This is a genomic window from Streptococcus sp. XMC, assembly GCF_021341835.1.
Lineage (GTDB): Bacteria > Bacillota > Bacilli > Lactobacillales > Streptococcaceae > Streptococcus.
In genome coordinates this window covers 1-19533 of sequence record NZ_JAJTNQ010000001.1, presented here as the reverse complement: position 1 = coordinate 19533, position 19533 = coordinate 1, and the positions used below count along the sequence as shown (strand labels likewise).

At 42.6% G+C, this 19533-nt stretch carries 16 protein-coding genes and 1 pseudogene; 2 read left to right on the top strand and 15 right to left on the bottom strand.

Features of this window, described 5'->3' with window-relative positions; genetic code table 11:
- Nucleotides 1–231: 231 nt before the first annotated feature.
- The 4 genes from LXO72_RS00085 to LXO72_RS00070 form a co-directional block, all read right to left on the bottom strand.
- Complete coding sequence (locus LXO72_RS00085) at nucleotides 232–579, bottom strand: VOC family protein (RefSeq protein ID WP_233331167.1); 348 nt, start codon at nucleotides 577–579, stop codon at nucleotides 232–234.
- A gap of 254 nt (nucleotides 580–833) precedes the next feature.
- Nucleotides 834–2609 (bottom strand): pyruvate oxidase, encoded by a 1776-nt coding sequence (spxB, locus tag LXO72_RS00080; protein WP_048688661.1) that lies wholly within the window; start codon nucleotides 2607–2609, stop codon nucleotides 834–836.
- Between the two features lie 335 nt (nucleotides 2610–2944).
- Nucleotides 2945–3577, bottom strand: a complete 633-nt coding sequence (locus LXO72_RS00075) for an SGNH/GDSL hydrolase family protein (protein WP_233331166.1) — start codon at nucleotides 3575–3577, stop codon at nucleotides 2945–2947.
- 52 nt (nucleotides 3578–3629) lie between these two features.
- On the bottom strand, nucleotides 3630–4463 hold the full coding sequence (locus LXO72_RS00070; RefSeq protein WP_233331165.1) for an HAD family hydrolase: 834 nt from the start codon (nucleotides 4461–4463) through the stop codon (nucleotides 3630–3632).
- Nucleotides 4464–4712: 249 nt separating this feature from the next.
- Here LXO72_RS00070 and LXO72_RS00065 point away from each other — a divergent pair, with 249 nt between their 5' ends.
- Entirely contained in the window at nucleotides 4713–5588 is an 876-nt protein-coding gene (locus LXO72_RS00065; protein WP_233331164.1) for an AraC family transcriptional regulator, read from the top strand.
- Nucleotides 5589–5680: 92 nt separating this feature from the next.
- On the opposite strand, the gene LXO72_RS00060 is transcribed toward LXO72_RS00065, so the two are convergent.
- The 5 genes from LXO72_RS00060 to LXO72_RS00040 form a co-directional block, all read right to left on the bottom strand.
- Nucleotides 5681–7363: a MutS-related protein gene (locus tag LXO72_RS00060; protein ID WP_233331163.1), complete on the bottom strand. Its 1683-nt coding sequence runs from the start codon at nucleotides 7361–7363 to the stop codon at nucleotides 5681–5683.
- An 18-nt stretch (nucleotides 7364–7381) separates the two neighbouring features.
- Entirely contained in the window at nucleotides 7382–8719 is a 1338-nt protein-coding gene (locus LXO72_RS00055; protein WP_442805153.1) for a CapA family protein, read from the bottom strand.
- Between the two features lie 178 nt (nucleotides 8720–8897).
- Entirely contained in the window at nucleotides 8898–9833 is a 936-nt protein-coding gene (gene msrB / locus LXO72_RS00050) for a peptide-methionine (R)-S-oxide reductase MsrB (RefSeq protein WP_233331162.1), read from the bottom strand.
- A 285-nt stretch (nucleotides 9834–10118) separates the two neighbouring features.
- Nucleotides 10119–10448 (bottom strand): helicase BlpT, encoded by a 330-nt coding sequence (locus tag LXO72_RS00045; RefSeq protein ID WP_233331161.1) that lies wholly within the window; start codon nucleotides 10446–10448, stop codon nucleotides 10119–10121.
- A gap of 148 nt (nucleotides 10449–10596) precedes the next feature.
- The gene (locus LXO72_RS00040; RefSeq protein WP_233331160.1) at nucleotides 10597–11532 is read right to left on the bottom strand and encodes a dihydroorotate oxidase; all 936 of its coding nucleotides are present in this window, start codon (nucleotides 11530–11532) and stop codon (nucleotides 10597–10599) included.
- Nucleotides 11533–11906: 374 nt separating this feature from the next.
- On the opposite strand from LXO72_RS00040, the gene gdhA reads away from it, so the two are divergent.
- Entirely contained in the window at nucleotides 11907–13253 is a 1347-nt protein-coding gene (gene gdhA / locus LXO72_RS00035; RefSeq protein ID WP_233331159.1) for an NADP-specific glutamate dehydrogenase, read from the top strand.
- A gap of 95 nt (nucleotides 13254–13348) precedes the next feature.
- On the opposite strand, the gene dnaJ is transcribed toward gdhA, so the two are convergent.
- The 6 genes and pseudogenes from dnaJ to LXO72_RS00005 form a co-directional block, all read right to left on the bottom strand.
- Nucleotides 13349–14494, bottom strand: coding sequence for a molecular chaperone DnaJ (gene dnaJ / locus LXO72_RS00030; RefSeq protein ID WP_233331158.1), 1146 nt, complete (start codon nucleotides 14492–14494; stop codon nucleotides 13349–13351).
- 154 nt (nucleotides 14495–14648) lie between these two features.
- Nucleotides 14649–15281, bottom strand: a complete 633-nt coding sequence (locus tag LXO72_RS00025) for a DJ-1/PfpI family protein (protein WP_233331157.1) — start codon at nucleotides 15279–15281, stop codon at nucleotides 14649–14651.
- Nucleotides 15282–15489: 208 nt separating this feature from the next.
- On the bottom strand, nucleotides 15490–17313 hold the full coding sequence (gene dnaK / locus LXO72_RS00020; protein ID WP_233331156.1) for a molecular chaperone DnaK: 1824 nt from the start codon (nucleotides 17311–17313) through the stop codon (nucleotides 15490–15492).
- A 373-nt stretch (nucleotides 17314–17686) separates the two neighbouring features.
- The gene (grpE, locus tag LXO72_RS00015) at nucleotides 17687–18211 is read right to left on the bottom strand and encodes a nucleotide exchange factor GrpE (RefSeq protein ID WP_004261014.1); all 525 of its coding nucleotides are present in this window, start codon (nucleotides 18209–18211) and stop codon (nucleotides 17687–17689) included.
- A 26-nt stretch (nucleotides 18212–18237) separates the two neighbouring features.
- Nucleotides 18238–19272: a heat-inducible transcriptional repressor HrcA gene (gene hrcA / locus LXO72_RS00010; protein WP_233331155.1), complete on the bottom strand. Its 1035-nt coding sequence runs from the start codon at nucleotides 19270–19272 to the stop codon at nucleotides 18238–18240.
- Between the two features lie 160 nt (nucleotides 19273–19432).
- A pseudogene (locus tag LXO72_RS00005) lies at nucleotides 19433–19533 on the bottom strand (DUF2812 domain-containing protein); the annotation flags it as partial.

Below are 19533 nucleotides of genomic sequence, written 5' to 3'. Positions count from 1 at the left end.
CACTCGGGAGTTTTGAAACTTTAGGTTCAAAACTAAGTCATGGAACTTCCTGGATTGCTGAAATCATCCACTGGATAATTTCACCTAACGTCCGTACTCACCTAAGGAAAGTTTCAAAGAAGATTTTGTCTTTAATAAAAAAGACCGGATAGCTCCGATCCTTTTCTATAGTTCATTTTCTCAAATTCTATTTCAAGAATAGCTAAGGTTGACGTTAAATGACCACGCCTCCTATTTCATACGATAAAAATCAATCACTAGACCAGCAGGGCCTTCAACTAGCAAGCTTTCGGTTCCCCAATCGGTTACAACTGGGCCGTTTAAAACCTGAATACCAAGTTCTTTCAACCGTTTGTAGTTCTTGTCTACATCCTCAACCTCGACATGAAGAATGATTCCTGACTGAAAATGTTCCAAAGGTATCAAATGGTTTTGGGATAACATGAGACAGTGACTGCCAATCGTGAACTGAGCAAAATTTTGGTCAACATAGTCCGCCTTTTTGTCCAAGATACGTTCCAAGCTAGCACAGACTTGAGGAACATTTGAAACGATAATATCTAATTGATTTAAATTCATTTACTATCCTCCAGAAAAAGACCGGATTGCTCCGATCTTTTAAGTTCGTCTCTATGAAAATCAATGAATAAACAAGGCGGAACCAAGTTTGATGGCAAAACTTTGCTCATCAAACTACGAAAAATCCTTTGGGACTTTTTCTAGGCTCCGCACTAGATTCCATCATTGAAAATTAAGGTTTCAATGATGAAATCGTCGGCAGTAACCTAATAAAGAAGTCTACAATATTTACATTTGATTTTCGACGAGCAGGATTATTTGATTGCGCGTGATTGCAATCCTTCTTCTTCCAAGAAGAGGCGGAATGGTACGAGTTCTTCTGCTTCGTATTTTTCCTTGAAGGCTTTGATCGCTTCTTCTGAGTGTTGTTTTGGATCCAACTCAAGAACTTCTACTGGAAGTGGACGGTGTGGAGTGATGTGAGCATCGATGACAACTGTCTTACCTTCTTTGTTCAATTTCACAGCTTCAGCAACGACTGCGTCGATGTCTTCGATACGGTCAACTGTAAATCCAATAGCTCCTTGAGCTTCAGCGATTTTCGCATAGTCAGCATTAGGGAAGTCACAACCAAACAAGTGTTTGTTTGTGTCTTCGTATTTGTCCTTGATGAAGGCATATTTACCATTTGAGAAGACAACGTTGATAACTGGAAGGTCGTATTGAACGTTTGTGATAACGTCTGGGTAGCACATGTTGAATGCACCGTCACCCATGATGTTCCATACTTGACGATCTGGATTGTCTTTCTTAGCAGCGATACCACCAGGAAGGGCGATCCCCATTGTCGCAAAGAGTGGAGATGTACGCCACATGTTCTTAGGTGTCATGTGAAGGTGACGAGTAGATGTTTGAGTAGTGTCACCTACGTCGATTGAATAGATCGCATCTTGATCAGCATGTTTGTTGATTGCATTGTAAACTTGGTACAATTGCAATTCACCTTCAGTTTTACCTTCGAGTTTGTTCATGTAATCACGCCAGTTTTGGTTGTTCTTAACGTTTGCACGCCACCATGGAGTAGATTCAACTGGATTCACTTTGTCAAGGATTGCTTTAGCTGCTTGACCTGCATCCCCAAGGATTGAAGCGTCAAGGGCATGACGTTTCCCAAGTTTGTAAGGGTCGATATCTACTTGGATGAATTTTTCAGTGTTCTTGAAGGCTTCGTAAACTTCAGCAAATGGGAAGTTTGAACCAAGGAAAAGAACTGTGTCTGCTTCAAAGACCACTTCGTTGGCTGGTTTCCAACCAACACGGTAAGCAGAACCTGTCAAACCTTCATAGTTCCATTCGAAAGCTTCAAAGTTTTTACCAGTTGTGATGATTGGTGCTTTAATTTTACGTGACAATTCAGTGATCACTTCACCAGCTTTCACACCACCGTAACCAGCGTAGATAACTGGACGTTCAGCATTGTTCAAGATTTCAACAGCTTTGTCGATTTCAACTTCGTTCAAAGCAGGAGCGATGAATGAACGTTCGTATGAACCTGAACCGTAGTATGAGTTTTCGTCGATTTCTTGGAAACCAAAGTTTACTGGAATTTCAACAACAGCTGGACCTTTTTTAGAAACGGCAGCACGGCAAGCTTCGTCAATCACTTTTGGCAATTGCTCTGCATAAGCTACACGTTTGTTGTAAACAGCGATACCGTTGTACATTGGGTTTTGGTTCAATTCTTGGAAAGCATCCATGTTCAATTCGTTAACTGGACGTGATCCAAGGATAGCAAGGAATGGAGTGTTATCCATAGCTGCATCGTAAACACCGTTGATCAAGTGAGTTGCACCTGGACCACCTGAACCAACTGCAACACCGATAGATCCGCCAAATTTAGCTTGCATAACCGCTGCAAGAGCACCTGTTTCTTCGTGACGAACTTGCAAGAAACGGATATCTTTGTCTTCAGCCAAAGCGTCCATGAGTGAGCTGAGTGTTCCTGATGGGATACCGTAGATAGTGTCTACGCCCCATGTTTTCAATACGTTGAGCATTGCTGCAGATGCAGTAATTTTTCCTTGAGTCATAAATATAACTCTCCTTCAATAAAAATAATTGTCAGTCTTTGAACTGAATTCGACAAAGAGTGAAAACGTTTCAAATAACTTTACTATATCAATTTATCACGTTTTATTGTCCTTGTATAAGAATATGCTCACTGAATGCCTGGAACTATTACATAACACAAAGCAAATATCTGTTCTGTTTCTGCCAACTATTTTATAACAGAAGTCACAAACCGCATAAGGACAAGGTTTTTGCTTGTTGTAGAATTAGTACAAAATAGAGTGTTTTCCCAAACTGTTTTATAGAAGACATTAAAAAATCCTAGCTGGAAAATCATTTTCCTTGCTAGGATGGGTTATATTTCGCTTTGAAAAGCCTTACTCAAGACCCTGTATCCTTCAATTGTTAAATGAAGACCATCTGTTGTATAAGCCGGTTTGAGCTGACCATCCTCTCCAAGCAAATGGTCAAAAACATTGATAAATTCAACATTTATCATCCCTTGGGCCAATTCGCGGTAAGCCTGGTTTAAGGTCTGTATCTTTTGATTGGTACGGATATAGACTGTCCCCTTGTAGGACTCTCCCTCATTCACAGGAAGAACCGAAACGAGTTTGATTTGCGCCAAGGGCAAGAGTCGTACCATCTCCTGCAAGATGATGCTCATGTTATCAATGGTTTCCGACAGGGGCATTTCCTTTCCAATGTCATTAGTCCCGATCAGTAAAAAAACCTTATCCACTGCTTGACCGAAAATATGGGCATCTAGATGCTCTCTTAAGAGGCCTGTCTTGTAGCCTCTAATCCCCCGGTTCACCATATACTGATTCGTCAACAGCAACTCTTGAAGGGGATAGTATTCGACGATAGAGTCTCCTATAAAAAGAATATCGGGTTCCCTCAAAGGATTTTGATTCAGTTCTCGGTAATTCTTCTGTATTTTTGCCTGTTCTTTCAACAGCCAGGTTTCTAATAATTGTACAGCCATAAAGGCTCCTTTCGATTCGTATAGTAGAAACTGTGCAAGGTAGGATAAAATCCTAGTCGAAGCTGAGCCTTCCATCCAAATAAACTTCGATGACTTCGTAGACTCCATGATTCTGATGAGAAGGCGCCGTATAGCGGGCTGCTTGTCGCGCATGGGGATCCGCATTTTCCATTGCATAGGAATAGGTCGCTAACTCAAGCATCTCGACATCGTTTTGGCTATCGCCAAATGCCATCAGATGCCCACCATCCACGCCCCAGCGTTCTTCTAAGAATTGAATGGCCGTAGCCTTATTGACACCCGGTTGCAGAATATCAATGGCTCCATAGCCACTAGCTGCTGGAAGCAGGCGCTCTCCAAACTTTTCTCGCAGCTCTTGCACAAAATCTTCGACTTTTTCAGTCTCCGTGACGACACTTAACTTCAAAACTTGCTCGCCATGTTCATGGACCAAATCATCCACAAAGCACATCCGTTTATAAAAAGCAGCCGCTAACTCAGGCGTCATCAATTGCTCTAAAAGAGGAAACTCTGTTCCTTTCTTGGCATAGCCTCCCGATAAGCTACTAACGACCAGATGGAGTTCTTCTTCTCGGCCTTCTAGATACTGCAAGACCTCCTGCACTAGCTCTTCCGGCCAGCTACACTCTCGGATGAGCTTTCCATTCTCTAATATCCGTGCCCCATTAGCCAGCACTAAGGTGACGCGATCTTTCAAGTCTCCTATTACATGAGCCATACGGCTATAGCCATTTCCTGTCGCAATGACAATGGGAATCCCTCTTTGGTCTAACTGATCCAAGATGCGGCTCAAGCGCTCATGGTCTACTTCTCCTTGCTCGTCCATCAGAGTGCCATCCATATCTGTCGCAATCATTTGTAGCATACCGCCACCTCTTTCCATCTTTCCCCTATTATACACCATTCCCTCATCATTTTGGAGCCTTCTCTCCCATAAATCGCCACTCTCCTCCTTCCTTAAAATTTAAGAAATTCCACCGAATCCTCTTTAATTTTTGGTCCAATTTTATTATAATATAGATAGTAGATTTTCCCTGTATGAAGTAACTAGCAGACCCTTTCACACACCTGGTAAAAACGTCTGCTACTCCCGAAAAAGATCTAAGAGGTAGGCATGAACACAAAGACCTTATACCGCCAAACATCCTTTACCAATAGCGATTTCCCTTTTTCAATCAAGCAGATTAGCACCCAAAATGGCCAGCCAGATATCTTATTTCATTGGCACACCGATATTGAGATTATTTATGTCAATGAAGGGACTGCTCAGTTCCATATCGACTATGAATATTTTAATAGTCAGCCTGGTGATATTATTTTGATCCGCCCCAATGCCCTTCACTCCATCCACCCCATCCAGAGTTCTTCTCATACTATGGATGTCCTGCATTTTAATCTGGACCTGATTGGGATTACCCATAAAAATATCGCCACTCTAAAATATTTACAACCCCTCTACAATGGGGATTTTGAATTTGTCCGACGCATTCAAGCCCAATCACCTGGTTACGAAGAAATCAAACAGAGCCTCTTAACCTGTATGGCAAACGGAAGAGAACAAGGCCCCTCCTATGAACTCCGACTTAAATCCCAGCTCAATGAACTCCTCTATCTCCTCTTCTCCCACAACTATATCGTCGAGAAGAAGTTCTCAACAGACGCTTACCGGAGAGAAGAAAAAATCCGTTTGGTCCTCGATCATATTTCGAACCATTACCAAGAGGAGCTCATGATCGAGCATTTGGCAGAGCTGTGCCATTTTAGCCCGACCCACTTCATGAATTTCTTTAAGAAACAATTAGGGCTCTCTTGCATGGAGTACATCATTCAATATCGACTGAAAAAAGCAGCCCATCTCCTCCAGCATTCCGATCAGGCAATCATTGATATCGCGAGCCAATCCGGCTTCAACAACCTCTCAAACTTTAATCGCCAGTTCAAGAAATACTATCAGGTCACTCCAAGCCAATACCGAAAAGCTTGTCTTTAACCAATAGATCAAATAATAAAAGCACATAAAACACAAGTGAAGTTTGCGTTTTATGTGCTTTTAATTTTTTACAACAGAAGGTCTGATACAACCTAGCAACCTTCCTCTTTATCACTCAACATTCTATTTAAAGACCATTTCCCTGTCTTTTCATATTGTCCAATTAATTCTTGGGAAGTTCGAGTGATTTCCGAAGGGAAATGGAGGCTTTTTAATGTATTGACCGCATTCTTCGTTACTGCAGCTCCCTGCTTTATCTGATAATCAAAGACGATTTTCCCGTCAACATAGCGACTATCAAAATGATAATTATCATTGACTGCACCAGATGCAGCAACTAGCTCAATATCATGGCTTGAAATCATATACAGGCAATCGTGTCTCGATAGCCAGCGGACAATCCCTAAGCCAGACCCAATTCGCTCAATGGTATTGGTTCCCTTAAAGAGTTCATCAATAAAGAAATAATGAAAACCTGACTTTTTCAGACTCTCAATCATTCGGAGAATCGTTTTGCTCTCTGTAATAAAATAGCTATCTCCAACCTCAATATCATCACTGACATCCATAGAGGTCATGACATGTCCAGAAGAAAGCTCCAAACTTTCGCCATAGGCGAAGCCCAAGCCCTGCGCTAAAATACAGTTAATGGCTACCATTTTCAGATAAGTGGATTTCCCGGAGGCATTATCCCCACTAATCACCATATTTCTTTCAAAACTAACGTCGTTAGCAACCGGATCCGCTAGTAAAGGATGGTAGATCCCCTTTCCTTTAATCCCAGCTTCTTCCTTAAAATTGGGATGACAAACCAAATCAACATCACGCTTATGGCGTAGAAGGCTGATGGCTACTTCCAATTCCCCCAAAAGATTGATTGTTTCCTGCGCTTCTTTCTGATGAGTCCTCACTTGCTGATAGATATAGATTTGGGCAATCTGCGGAATTAAGAAAAGAAAATTAAGGTAAATCAGGATAATTTCCATCTCGGAGCTTCCTGTTGGACTTTGTAAGATACTGGAAATGACTTTCGTCTTCTTAAATGGTTGGATAGCCTGTTTGAGGGCTTCTTGTTTTGGTAGCGCTAAACGGCTCAGCTTACCCGCTGAAGCAAAGATGCGAACCAGGTAACTAACTTGATCCAAGCGCATTTTATTCGACCAATTCCGAATGCTCGAAAAAATAATATTAAACGTTACACTCGCTATCAAGACTGACATGGCTTGAATTTGAAAAAACGGAAGAAAGAAAAGAGAGAGGACTGGCAAACACGCTAAAAAAAGATAGAGAGAAAGATAGATCCTCGAATCCTGCTTCCCTGGATTCGCCACAATACTTCTAGCCATATTGTGGTTCTTTTTTCCTAACTGGTTCATAACAAGCTGAACCTTCAGACGAAGATCCGGGTGATGTTCAAAGAAATCTTCTAACTCCTGGAAAGATGCATCTGGTTGAAAGTTTATCAAACGCATCTTCTGATACAAGGCCTCTGCCCCTATACTAGACTGTGTATGGTTCAACTGATCAAAAACTCTATGCATGTCTAAATCATGCCAAGTTTGACCATCTACTTGACTATCCGTTGGCTGGAGTGTAGATGCCAAAAGCATCGTTTCCACTAAACTCTCTTCACTATCATTTTTTATAAAAAAAGGTTTTCCTTCCCAAGCCTTGGCTAATTTTTTTCTCAGACGAATCGTTGCTATCCGATTTGTTAGAACCATAACGATGATCAGTCCAACAAATCCAATTGGTAACCATCCAAGTTTGTCCATTCCTTCATTCGCTCCTTCCTATTCCCAATTCAAATTCACACGTTCTTTCACTTCCTGGTAGGCTGTATCGACACGCGCTTTTGTTTCATCATCCAATTGGTCCCGGTACTTGCCACCTTCAATCCAGTCCTCCAAGATATAGGTCTGGAAATGATAGAGTTCATAGCCTTCAGGAGAATAACTGTCCTTTGGCGTCCGGTTAACCCAAGTAGGACGAGCTGTGGCCGTTTTGATCCGGGTCTTGCGCCCTACCTTCTCAATGGTTATATCCATCAGGACACCCCGTTCGGTCCATTGGGCATTGTCTATCCCTTCCATGGTTTCCAGTCGCTGATTCGAAAGGAAATTCCCCATCGAATAAATGATCAATTTCTGTTGCCCATCCTTATCCACAATCTCGGCTGGTTGGACGACGTGAGGATGGCCACCCAAGACAATATCAGCTCCCCAAGAAATCATCTTATGGTATAGTTCCTTTTGTTCCTCTGTTGGCTCTAAATCATATTCAATCCCCATCTGAGGCATGACAATGGTCATGTCCGCTTCCATCTCAGCTTTTTGGATTTCCTTGCGCATGCGTTCCTCGTTGAGGTCCGACAAACGATTGTCATAATCTCCTTGATCTAAATAAGCTTCCATCCCATTAAAGCCATAGGAATAAGCCAAAATTGCAACCTTGATTCCATTTACTTCCTTGATCAGGATAGGGGCTTGATCTCGCGTCTCATGCGGATAGACACCAACCGTTTGGATCCCTGCGTCTTCAAAGGCTTTCGCAGTCGAAAACAGCCCTTCCAAGCCAGTATCGAGGATATGGTTATGTCCCAGGTCCATCACCTGATAGCCTGCATCCTTAATCGAAGCAACGACCGCACCAGGGGCATTGAAAATTGGATAACCCGAAAGTCCATAATCCGAATTGATGGTTCCTTCAAAATCCCCCAAGACCAGATCCCCTTGCTTCAACCATTCCTGAGCATAGTGATAATTCTCAGAAAAATCATAGCTTCCATCTTCCTTGGCGCCACTCATATAAACCAAGTCATGGTAGAGTTGATCTCCATTTGCCATGATCCGAGCCGTATGTGGCAACTGATCCGGATGAATTTCTTCTTGCTTTTCAACAACTTCCGGCATCTCTAGTGCTGTAATGGGGAAACCATTCCATTTTTGAACCCATAAGACCAGATTCGCGGCCGCAAATACTGTAATCAGCAAACCATAGACAAACTGTTCGTTGGTTAAGCGAAAAGCGGTCACCTTTCCCAAGCCAATATCAAGCCAATCATTGAGCATCCTGAGGATATCTTTCCCAAGCTCGCTCCATCTCTTTAAGAGATCCTTCCAATTCTTCATCATCTTCTCTTCCTATTCAATTCTCTTGCACTTGTCAAAGACCTCTCCTTCATCTTTCAGGCCTTTTTTTCATTGTAACACAATTTTGACAAAAGAAAACAGACTGACCTAAACTTCCATGAATAGATAAATGGAGGGACTAAAAAGAGGGCTTACAGCCCCCTTCTCAATCATTCTTTTAGTGCATCTGCTTGAGTAAATCCCCGTATCCCTCTACCTCCATCTCCTCTTTAGGAATAAAGCGCAGAGAGGCCGAATTGATACAGTAGCGAAGGCCACCTTGCTCTCTTGGCCCATCGGTAAAGACATGGCCGAGATGGGCATTGCCTGAGCGGGAACGAACTTCAATCCGCTCCATCCCGTGGCTATGATCCTGGTAATAATGAACGACATCTTTGGCAATAGGGCGAGAGAAACTTGGCCATCCACAGCCAGACGCAAACTTATCCTTGGCAAAGAAAAGAGGCTCTCCAGTCGTAATGTCCACATAGATTCCCTCTTCAAAGGTCTGGTCATAGGCATTGTGGAAAGGTCGCTCTGTCGCACTCTCTTGAGTGACTTGGTACTGCTCCTCTGTCAATCGTGCCTTTAATTCCTCTTGACTGGGCTTGGGATAGGTTGCCGGATCAATCAAGGGTTGGTCCGCATCCGTCACATCGATATGGCAATAGCCCCCAGGATTCTTCTTGAGGTAGTCTTGATGGTAGTCCTCCGCCAAAATATAGTGGCGCAAGGGTTCTAGTTCAACCGCTATTTTGCTACCAAGTTGCTTCTCTTCTTCCGCAAACACTTGGGCGATCACCTCACGGTCCGCATCGTCCAGGTAATAGACACCGGTCCGGTACTGGCGACCTCGATCATTTCCCTGCTTGTTCATGGACAAGGGATCGATCACCCGGAAATAGTAGAGCAGAATAGCTCGTAAGGAAATCTTATCTGGATCGTAGATGACTTGTACAGTCTCTGAATGATCCGTTTCCTTAATCAGTTGGTAATTGGTCGTTTCTACCTGGCCATTGGCATAGCCCACCGTCGTCTTTTCTACACCCGAGATCCGAGAGAAATACTCCTCTAACCCCCAAAAACAGCCACCTGCTAGATAAATCTCTGCCATCTTTTTTCCTCGCTTCCTGCATTCCTTATGTGGAACACTTGACATCTATTAGCTCCATCATAATCCAAGAGCCTCCAATTTTCAAAGATTCTGCATCAAAAATCCCTTCTACTATACTAGTAAAAGGGATAAAGGCACTCACTCCCACTTATTTTTCAAATAAGAAAAAGAGCGAGTAACCAAGATTCCGTAGAGATACTAAAAACTGATGGAAAAAATCATGCATGAGAGACATGACCCACACCTCCTCTCAATCTCTGACCTTCCTAAACATCGTTGCCAAGATTAAAGAAGCACCGTCGGTCCATACACCTGCAACTGAGGCTTCACAACTTCGTAATGCCAATGATCATAAGCTCGCCAGGCTTGATAGGCCTCTTCACTCAAACCGAGCTCCCCCAGACCAATCAATAAACTGGTACTTTGATAAAATTTTTCCAACTCAATCAACAGGCGATTGTCTACCTGTCTTGCCTTCACTAAAACTTCCAAATTATGATTTAGATTTCCCTCAAATCGAAGGGCATCTGGACTAGTTTTGCATTCCCTAGAAAAGGCTGTTTGGAGAGTTTCGATCATGGTCTTTGCCTCTTGAATCACATCCCTTTCTCCCATAGCAATCACCTTCCTTCTCACCTTCATTGTACACCTTTTTCTCTCTATAAAAATGGAAAATCTTTAAAACTAGGAACAGATTCTCTCTCTTGACAAGAATCCATAAAAAATCCCCAAGTATCTACTTGAGGAAGTTCTTTTCGAAGGATTAGTCAATGTAGTGCAATTTTCCACGGAAATCTTCCAAGCTTTGGTAGCCTTTTTCTTCCATGATGGCTTTGAGCTCTGCAGTGATGCGTTCAAAAGCCCCCACTCCTTCTTTATGAAGCGTGGTTCCGATTTGGACCATACTAGCCCCACAAAGGATATGTTCAAAGGCATCACGACCAGTCAAGACCCCACCGGTTCCCACTATCTGAATTTCTGGATTCAAACGTTGGTAAAAGGCATGGACATTGGCCAAAGCAGTTGGTTTGATGTACTCGCCACCAATTCCACCAAAACCGTTCTTCGGACGGATCACTACGGTTTCATCCTCGATATAGAGACCATTTCCGATCGAGTTGACACAGTTGACAAACTTGAGCGGGTATTTGTTAAAAATCGTTGCAGCTTGATCAAAGTGGACAATATCAAAGTAAGGTGGTAACTTGATGCCAAGAGGTTTGGTGAAATAGGCAAAGACCTCTGACAAGATCCGATCCGTCGTCTCAAAATCATAGGCGATCTGAGGTTTCCCTGGAACATTGGGGCAGGAGAGGTTCAATTCTGTCAAACCTTTAAAATCACTTTTTTGCACCTTTTTCAAGATGGTATGGGTCTCTTCGGGCGACATGCCGACAAGAGATAAAAAGAAGGTCCGGTCAGGATCTGTTTCTTGCAACTCTAATAGGTAATCCAAATAATAATCCAATCCTTGGTTAGGTAGTCCCATCGAATTGATTGAGCCAAGTGGCACATCTTGGTAGCGTGGCTCTGGATTTCCAGCACGGAATTCCAGAGTTGCTGTCTTGGTCACAAAAGTCCCAGCAGCTGAATTCTTCACTTCCTCTAATTCCTCAGTAGTCATACAGGCTACACCTGCCGCATTCATCAGGCAGTTGTCAAATTCAAAACCAGCAATTTGCGTCTTTGTCGATACCATCTTCTTCTCCTTGAAATGAATTCTTACAGCCATTATAGCACGAAAAGGAGGATTCATGACTAGAAAACAAAAAAAGAGCAAGAAACGTACGGAAATAGGAAAAATCACCTTAAACGTTATCCTTTTATTTTCTATATAGAGGGGAAAAATCAGACATTTTTCCAATCCTATCGTCCTTTCGCATCCATTTCTTTCCACTTAATAGGTAGTTGTGAAAATTTTCAGAAAATTCAACTTTTTTCTTTACAAGTCAAAAAAAGTCTGCTATAATTATCGACGTAATAAAACATGACATTGCTTTCAGCAGTGCCTCCATATACCAGTAAATTCGCTAACCTGCTGGAATTCGTTTCAATGAAAAAAGGAGAAATAAGATGACAACTGCAAAAGAATATATCCAAAGCACTTTCGAAACCGTAAAAGCTCGCAACGGCCATGAAGCGGAATTCCTTCAAGCTGTTGAAGAGTTCCTCAGCACTTTGGAACCTGTATTTGAAAAACATCCAGAATACATCGAAGAAAACATCTTGGCACGTATCACTGAGCCAGAACGCGTGATTTCTTTCCGTGTTCCTTGGGTTGACCGTGATGGAAAGGTTCAAGTAAACCGTGGTTACCGTGTTCAATTTAACTCAGCTGTTGGTCCATACAAAGGCGGACTTCGTTTCCACCCAACTGTTAACCAAGGGATCTTGAAATTCCTCGGCTTCGAACAAATCTTCAAAAACGTTTTGACTGGACTTCCAATCGGTGGAGGTAAAGGTGGATCAGACTTCGATCCTAAAGGGAAAACTGATGCTGAAGTGATGCGTTTCTGCCAAAGCTTCATGACTGAATTGCAAAAACACATCGGTCCTTCTCTTGATGTCCCAGCTGGTGATATCGGGGTTGGTGGACGTGAGATTGGTTACCTTTACGGACAATACAAACGCCTTCGCCAATTTGATGCCGGTGTCTTGACTGGTAAACCTCTTGGTTTCGGTGGTAGCTTGATCCGTCCAGAAGCAACTGGTTATGGTTTAGTTTACTATACTGAAGAAATGCTTAAAGCCAACGGCGACAGCTTTGCTGGTAAGAAAGTCGTGATCTCAGGTTCTGGTAACGTTGCTCAATACGCTCTTCAAAAAGCAACTGAACTTGGTGCAACTGTTATCTCTGTATCTGACTCAAACGGTTACGTGATTGACGAAAACGGTATTGACTTCGACCTTCTTACAGACGTCAAAGAAAAACGTCGTGCTCGTTTGACAGAATACGCTGCAGAAAAATCAACTGCTACCTACTACGAAGGTTCTGTATGGGCTTATACCGGCAACTATGATATCGCTCTTCCATGTGCGACTCAAAACGAGATCAATGGTGAAGCAGCGAACCGCTTGGTTGCTCAAGGGGTAAAAGTTGTTTCTGAAGGAGCCAACATGCCTAGCGACCTTGAAGCCATCAAAGTCTACAAAGAAAATGGCATCCTTTATGGACCTGCCAAAGCTGCCAATGCTGGTGGGGTTGCTGTATCTGCTCTTGAAATGAGCCAAAACAGCCTCCGTCTTTCATGGACACGTGAAGAAGTGGATGGTCGTTTGAAAGACATCATGACCAACATCTTCAACACTGCTAAAACAACTGCAGAAACCTACGGTCTTGGTAAAGATTACCTTGCTGGTGCCAATATCGCAGCCTTTGAAAATGTTGCAAATGCGATGATTGCTCAAGGACTTGTTTAATTTGATTCTTTTGCCACACCTCTGAATCCTTTGGTTTCGGAGGTGTTTTTCTTGATAAAAAAAGAAGATTGGAAAAACCAAATCTTCTTTTATGTTTATAAATCATCCAAGGCATCTTTCATCTTGTCAAAGAAGCCTTTTTTCTTTGGATTTACCTTGATATCACCAGCTTCCGCAAATGCACGAAGGGCTTCTTTTTGCTTGTCATTTAGACCTGTAGGTGTCACCACATTAACAGATACATATTGATCTCCTACAGAGCCACCACGCAAGCTTGGTGCTCCTTTACCGCGGAGGCGGAATTTCTTACCTGTCTGAGTTCCTTCCGGGATGACCAAATCAACATCGCCGTGAACCGTTGGTACATGAACCGTATCTCCAAGAGCAGCCTGAACAACGTTCAAGTTCAATTTATAGTAAATGGTTGATCCATCACGCTCAAATTTATCGCTCGGCTCAACATTGACCACCACATAAAGATCTCCGTATGGACCTCCGTTAAAGCCAGCTTCTCCTTGACCAGAAAGGCGAATTTGTTGCCCTGTTTCGACCCCAGCTGGGATTTTCACGCTAACACTGTGGGCTTGTTTCTCATGCCCAGTCCCATGACAGGTAGTACAAGGTTCTTTGATTTCTTGACCACGTCCGTGACAGACATCACAGGTGATTTGGCGACGCATCATCCCAAGCGGTGTTTGCGTATCCACATTGACAACCCCTGAACCATGACAGCGTCCACAAGTTACTGGACTTGTTCCTGGCTTAGCACCAGTTCCATCACATGTCCGACAGCTGGCTTCCCGATGGTACTTCACTTCCTTCTCAGTTCCAAAGATAGCTTCTTCAAACTTGAGGTTTACGCGGTACTGAAGATCATCTCCCTGACGTGGAGCATTTGGATTGCGGCTTGCACCGCCACCTCCAAAGAAGCTTGAGAAAATGTCCTCAAAGCCGCCAAAGCCAGTGCCATCAAAACCACCGAAACCACCAGCTCCGCCACCGAAGCCGCCGAAACCACCATTGGCACCTGCAGCACCGTATTGGTCATAAGCCGCCCGCTTTTGTTCGTCGCTCAAAGTCTCATAAGCTTCTTGAACTTCCTTGTACTTGTCCTCAGCACCAGGCTCCTTGTTGATATCTGGGTGATATTTTTTAGATAATTTCCGATAGGCTTTCTTAATCTCATCTTGAGACGCATTCTTTGAAACGCCCAAACGGTCATAAAATTCAGTATTGTTCATTTAAGATACTAAGAGCGAACAGAAAGCGACTGAAATTTAGGAAATCGACAAGAAATCCTGATTTCTTAGACGGTTTATCTAATTTCCAAGCTTTCCGCTCGAGTTCAATTCTCCGAACGCTCTTTGTTCCTTTCTATAATTTTCATGTACATCTTTAGAGGCTGTTTTCTATACTCTGCTTCACTTGATCAAACTCTTCATCTGATAGAGTAAATATCAAATCCTCTTCTGCATACTCGTTCTGTTCTTTAAAATAGTTGTCCGTATTCTCTGCCAACCCTAAACTTAGAATCACTTTTCTTGCAAACTCTTGATGTGCAAAACCGATAGCCGTAATGATTTGTTTATCTTGCACAACCAGTTTGGGTTGGAAATTTTCACGTGGCAGAAATTCAAAATAGTCAAAGAAGTTTTGCCAAATTCCACCTGTAAATTTCGTATCCTTCAACAGACCTGCCTTCGCTAATAAAAGAGGCGCTGAAGAAATGGCTGCAATTAGGATATCTTGCTCACCAAGGTCCCTCAAAAACGAAATCAATTTCTCATCCTGTAGGGCAGGCCCTATATTGACCATTCCTGGCAAAATCACACAAGAATACTCTTCTATACAGATTTGATCTAGTGTTTTCGTTGGTTGACAATGCAGGCCATCTTCAGATATCACTATCGAATCATCCGAAGATACATAATCAATCGTGATGTCAAAAGACAGAGCTAAAGTACTCGTTAAAGCAGTTATCTCATAAAGAGAAAAATTAGGATAAATGATACAAAGTACTTTTTTCATACGCAACATCCTCTATTTTACCGAAAAACAGAGGCTGGGTTGCAACCTCTGGATTTCTTCTTATCACTACGACGTTCTAAAACAAAGTCGATTATACTTTGTTTTAGAACTAGTATGGCTGAATTGAGTTTCGGATTAAAGGAATCCTAAAATCTCGGAACCTTTCTTTATTTCAAGAGGTTCCGCTAAAACAATCCACTGGATTGTTTTACTTCTCAGTAAACTCTCCGTCTACGACGTCATCGCCTGCGTTTCCTGTTGCTTGTGCGCCTTCTGCTCCTGCTTGAGCTTGTTGCGCTGCTGCGGCTTGTTCGTATAGTTTAACAGCAAGTCCTTGTGCTTTTTCGTTCAATGCTTCAAGTTTTGCTTTCATTTCGTCCAAGTTGTTGTCTTCTTGAGCTTTCTTAAGATCATCAAGGGCAGCTTGTGCAGCATCACGTTCTGCATCGAAACCTTTGCCTTCAGTTTCCTTGATTGTTTTTTCAGTCGCAAAGATAGCTTGGTCTACTTCGTTACGAAGGTCTACTTCTTCTTTACGTTTCTTATCTGCTTCAGCGTTTGCTTCTGCATCTTTCATCATACGGTCGATTTCTTCGTCTGTCAAACCTGAGTTCGATTGGATAACGATTGTTTGTTCTTTTTGAGTTCCAAGGTCTTTAGCCTTAACAGATACGATACCGTTCTTATCGATGTCGAATGTTACTTCGATTTGTGGGATACCACGCGGTGCAGCTGGGATATCAGTCAATTGGAAACGTCCAAGAGTCTTGTTATCTGCTGCCATTGGGCGTTCACCTTGAAGAACGTGGATATCAACGGCTGGTTGGTTGTCTGCTGCTGTTGAGAAGACTTGTGATTTAGATGTTGGAATTGTTGTGTTGCGGTCGATGAGTTTTGTGAAGACACCACCCATTGTTTCGATACCAAGTGACAATGGTGTTACGTCAAGAAGGACAACGTCTTTGACATCACCAGTGATGACACCACCTTGGATCGCAGCACCCATGGCAACAACTTCATCAGGGTTTACTGATTTGTTTGGCTCTTTACCAGTTTCAGCCTTAACAGCTTCGACAACGGCTGGGATACGAGTTGAACCACCAACAAGGATAACTTCGTCGATTTCTGACAAGCTCAAACCTGCATCTGAAAGGGCTTGACGAACTGGAACTTTTGTACGTTCTACAAGGTCACGAGTCAAATCGTCAAATTTCGCACGAGTCAAGGTCATTTCCAAGTGAAGAGGTCCAGCTTCACCAGCAGTGATAAATGGCAAGCTGATTTGAGTTGAAGTTACACCAGAAAGGTCTTTCTTCGCTTTTTCAGCTGCATCTTTCAAACGTTGCATTGCCATCTTGTCGGTAGACAAGTCAATACCGTTTTCTTTCTTGAATTCTGCTACAAAGTGGTCGATAATTTTTTGGTCAAAGTCGTCACCACCAAGTTTGTTGTCCCCTGCAGTTGACAATACATCGAAGACACCGTCACCCAATTCAAGGATAGATACGTCGAATGTACCACCACCAAGGTCAAATACCAAGATTTTTTCTTCTTTGTCAGTCTTGTCCAAACCATAAGCAAGAGCTGCTGCTGTTGGTTCGTTGACGATACGTTCTACTTCAAGACCAGCGATTTTACCAGCGTCTTTTGTTGCTTGACGTTGAGCATCGTTGAAGTAAGCTGGAACTGTGATAACTGCTTTGGTTACTTTTTCACCAAGGTAGTCTTCAGCATAACCTTTCAAGTATTGAAGAATCATAGCTGAGATTTCTTGTGGAGTGTATTCTTTTCCGTTAGCAGAAACTTTTTCAGAAGTTCCCATTTTAGATTTGATAGAGATCACTGTATCTGGGTTTGTAACTGCTTGACGTTTTGCAGCATCACCAACGATGATTTCGCCGTTTTTGAATGATACTACAGATGGAGTTGTGCGGTTTCCTTCTGGGTTTGCGATGATTTTGCTTTCAGTTCCTTCAAGAACTGCTACTGCTGAGTTTGTTGTACCTAAGTCAATACCGATAATTTTAGACATGTGTTTTTCTCCTTAAATTTTAATTCGAATTTTGATTTTTTGATATTTCCCTTAAGTGGTGGGGACGTGAGCAACTCCCTTCGGGATTTCATCACTTATTTTTGAGCCTATTGTCTCAAAAATCCCCTGTTTCAGTAGCTTTTGCTACTGAAACTTTCACCACAGTGGGAAATATCTTCCTTGCAAGCCTCCGGCTTGCCTCTTATCTTTCTTCATAGTTTATTGTCGTTTCGGACAAATTTTCTATTATGTAAATTGCGACATGAGAAGTCGAAATCGATTTTATTTCGACGACGAGTTAGTAAGGAGGCTAGGCAAACGCCATAGCGATTGCCGTTTTCTGACGAGTTGCTTTAGCTACCGTCAGAATTGCCTAGTTGTACACTACTACCATGGCTGGGCGTAGGATGCGATCATGGAGTTTGTAGCCTTTTTGGAAGACTTGGGCGATGGTATCCGCTGGGTGGTCATCGTCTGCTGGGAGAGTTTGGATGGCCATATGGTAGTTATGGTCAAATTCACCGTCAGCTGCGATTTCTTCGATTCCTTCTTCTTTCAAAGCGTGAATCAAGCTTTCTTGCACCATTTCCAAGCCCTTCTTCACATCATCTGTCAAACCTTCAACTGCTAGTGCACGCTCAAGGTTGTCCAAAGAAGGGAGAATCGCTTTAGCTAAGTCCTGGCTACGATAACGTTGCAAGTTTTGACGCTCTTCATTGGCACGGCGTTGGATATTTTGCATTTCTGCATGAGCGCGAAGGTATTTATTTTCGAACTCATCCGCACGTTCATTTGCCAAGTCCAACTCAGACTTCTCAGGAGTTGTTTCTTCTACCGTTTCCACAACTTCCTCTTCTTGGACTTCTTCTACTTCTTCATTTTTTATATCTTGGGCCATTTTCGCCTCCTTTAATGATTTCAATCTTAATGTACTTCATAATGATTACTGCTGAGGTAGCGGTAAAAATCTGTCAACTTCATGGTCAAAACACGGTTGACCACATTGACTTGGTTGATTAGCTGTTGGTAATCCAGATCGACTGGACCGATAATGGCTAGAATTCCAACTCCCCGATAAGGAATGAGAAACTTACTACTAATCACCGCTAGGTCAGCTAGACAGGACTCTTGACTGTCTGCAACACGGACGTTCTGCATCTGATCTTCACGCAACCCCTCACGAATCTCCAGAGCTACCTTTTGCGGTTGGTCAAAGAACTGATAAGCTGCCAGATTGGCAAAATTCAAGAGATTGACCTTGCCTGCCACCACAATATTTTCGTTGAACATTTCCTTAAAGATATGTTCAAAGAGATCGATAACATTATCCGTTGTTGTAAAGTAACGCTGGATAATCTGCGGAATCTCCGTCCGAATCTTGTAGTGAATATCTAGAACGGTGTGACCTAGGAAGCGTTCCTGAATAATGCTCTTCAGTTTCAGCAAATCCTCCTGCAAAAAGTTCCTTGGAATCAGAAACTGACTGGTAACCGTTCGAGACTCGTCTAGGGTAAATACTGCCAAGGCTGTATGTTGCCCCAAAACAACGATATCAAAGGCTGTCAAACGTTGCCTGCTCGGCTCAACATCCAGTGCTACCACCGTACAGCCACTCAAGTCTGTCAGTAGATTAGCAGCCTCTTGCAGAATATCCTCCAATTTGAAGAATTCCTGATCAAAGGCTTTGACAATCTCATAAACCTCATTTTCAGCCAGTCGGTCAAAATCCAGTGAGTGTTTTACATAGTACTGAAAACCAGCAACACTTGGCATCCGACCACTTGAAGTATGAGCCTTCTCAAGCAAACCTTGCTTTTCTAGAGCCACCATGTCATTACGAATGGTTGCACTGCTAGAGTTAATAGACTCTTGCAAGGCTTTGGATCCGACAGGTTCGTGCGTTTTGGTAAAGATGTCAATAATCAGATTTAAAATATCCTGCTGACGCTCTGTAACCACCTCATCACTCCTCTCTGTCTGATCGATTAGCACTCGATACGCTCAAGTGCTAACTTATGATTCTATTATACACCCTTAAAAGAGAATGTCAAGATAAAAACTCAAAAAATTAGCACTCTTTTATCAAGAGTGCTAAAAATCAGTCTGAAGACCTAGAATCCTACCTTCCATCTACTTGGTATTTCCTTTTAAGTCTGAAAAAACCATGGATTAGATAAGAAATCAGAAAAGCATATAAAAGAAAATAATAAAGAAAGATAT

Coding starts and splice junctions, on each gene's coding strand:
- LXO72_RS00085 (WP_233331167.1), bottom strand. CDS start 579: ATGAATTTAAATCAATTAGATATTATCGTTTCAAATGTTCCTCAAGTC.
- spxB (WP_048688661.1), bottom strand. CDS start 2,609: ATGACTCAAGGAAAAATTACTGCATCTGCAGCAATGCTCAACGTATTG.
- LXO72_RS00075 (WP_233331166.1), bottom strand. CDS start 3,577: ATGGCTGTACAATTATTAGAAACCTGGCTGTTGAAAGAACAGGCAAAA.
- LXO72_RS00070 (WP_233331165.1), bottom strand. CDS start 4,463: ATGCTACAAATGATTGCGACAGATATGGATGGCACTCTGATGGACGAG.
- LXO72_RS00065 (WP_233331164.1), top strand. CDS start 4,713: ATGAACACAAAGACCTTATACCGCCAAACATCCTTTACCAATAGCGAT.
- LXO72_RS00060 (WP_233331163.1), bottom strand. CDS start 7,363: ATGGACAAACTTGGATGGTTACCAATTGGATTTGTTGGACTGATCATC.
- LXO72_RS00055 (WP_442805153.1), bottom strand. CDS start 8,719: ATGAAGAATTGGAAGGATCTCTTAAAGAGATGGAGCGAGCTTGGGAAA.
- msrB (WP_233331162.1), bottom strand. CDS start 9,833: ATGGCAGAGATTTATCTAGCAGGTGGCTGTTTTTGGGGGTTAGAGGAG.
- LXO72_RS00045 (WP_233331161.1), bottom strand. CDS start 10,448: ATGGGAGAAAGGGATGTGATTCAAGAGGCAAAGACCATGATCGAAACT.
- LXO72_RS00040 (WP_233331160.1), bottom strand. CDS start 11,532: ATGGTATCGACAAAGACGCAAATTGCTGGTTTTGAATTTGACAACTGC.
- gdhA (WP_233331159.1), top strand. CDS start 11,907: ATGACAACTGCAAAAGAATATATCCAAAGCACTTTCGAAACCGTAAAA.
- dnaJ (WP_233331158.1), bottom strand. CDS start 14,494: ATGAACAATACTGAATTTTATGACCGTTTGGGCGTTTCAAAGAATGCG.
- LXO72_RS00025 (WP_233331157.1), bottom strand. CDS start 15,281: ATGAAAAAAGTACTTTGTATCATTTATCCTAATTTTTCTCTTTATGAG.
- dnaK (WP_233331156.1), bottom strand. CDS start 17,313: ATGTCTAAAATTATCGGTATTGACTTAGGTACAACAAACTCAGCAGTA.
- grpE (WP_004261014.1), bottom strand. CDS start 18,211: ATGGCCCAAGATATAAAAAATGAAGAAGTAGAAGAAGTCCAAGAAGAG.